The organism is Agromyces humi (assembly GCF_009720255.1).
Classification (GTDB): domain Bacteria; phylum Actinomycetota; class Actinomycetes; order Actinomycetales; family Microbacteriaceae; genus Agromyces; species Agromyces humi.
In genome coordinates this window covers 1-1,012 of the sequence record NZ_WJSP02000675.1, presented here as the reverse complement: position 1 = coordinate 1,012, position 1,012 = coordinate 1, and the positions used below count along the sequence as shown (strand labels likewise).

General features: G+C 70.4%; 1 protein-coding gene. It reads right to left on the bottom strand.

The window, feature by feature from the left end; genetic code table 11:
* On the bottom strand, positions 1-1,012 hold a 1,012-nt coding region (locus GH736_RS23430; RefSeq protein WP_159607464.1), incomplete at both ends, for a UDP-glucose dehydrogenase family protein.

Below are 1,012 nucleotides of genomic sequence, written 5' to 3'. Positions count from 1 at the left end.
ACGAGATCGCCCGCCCAGACCGGGTCCATGTGCCGGTACTCGTTCCACTCCGTCACGAGGACGACGAGGTCTGCGCCTTCGAGGACCGCGCTCAGGTCGTCGCTGAACTCGAGCTGCGGGTGCAGCCGCTTGGAGTTCTCGATCGCCTCGGGGTCGATCGCCACCACGTCGGCGCCCAGGCCGCGCAGGCGCACGGCCACGTCGATCGCGGGGGAGTCGCGGATGTCGTCGGAGAACGGCTTGAACGCGAGGCCCAGCACCGCGACCTTCTTGCCGAGCGGCTCCCCGCCCAGGGCATCGACGGCGAGCTCCACGACCCGGTGCCGGCGTCGCAGGTTGATCGCATCGACCTCCTTGAGGAAGGCGACCGATTCACCGCGTCCGATCTCCTCGGCGCGCGCCGTGAACGCGCGGATGTCCTTCGGGAGGCAGCCGCCGCCGAACCCCACTCCGGCGCCGAGGAACTTGCGGCCGATACGGGCGTCGAACCCGATCGCGTCGGCGAGCTGGGTGACGTCGGCACCGGTGACCTCGGCGATCTCCGCCATGGCGTTGATGAACGAGATCTTCGTGGCGAGGAACGCGTTCGCCGAGACCTTGACGAGCTCCGCGGTCGCGTAGTCGGTGACGATCAGGGGCGTGTCGGCGGCCAGCGCGGTCGCGTACACCTCCGAGAGCATGCGCTCGGCCGTCGCAGCCGCATCGGGGTCAGCGGGCACCCCGTACACGAGGCGATCGGGGCTGATCGTGTCCTTCACGGCGAATCCCTCGCGCAGGAACTCGGGGTTCCAGGCGAGCGTCGCTCCCGTGCCGCTGTCGGCGATGAGACCCGCGAGCCGCTCGGCCGTGCCGACCGGCACCGTCGACTTGCCGACGATGAGGTCGCCGGATGCCGCGTGCTCGAGGATCCCCTCGACGGCGGCATCCACGTAGCTCAGGTCCGCCGAGTAGGAGCCCTTCAGCTGCGGGGTGCCGACGGCGATGAAGTGCACCGTCGCGCCCGCGGCATCCG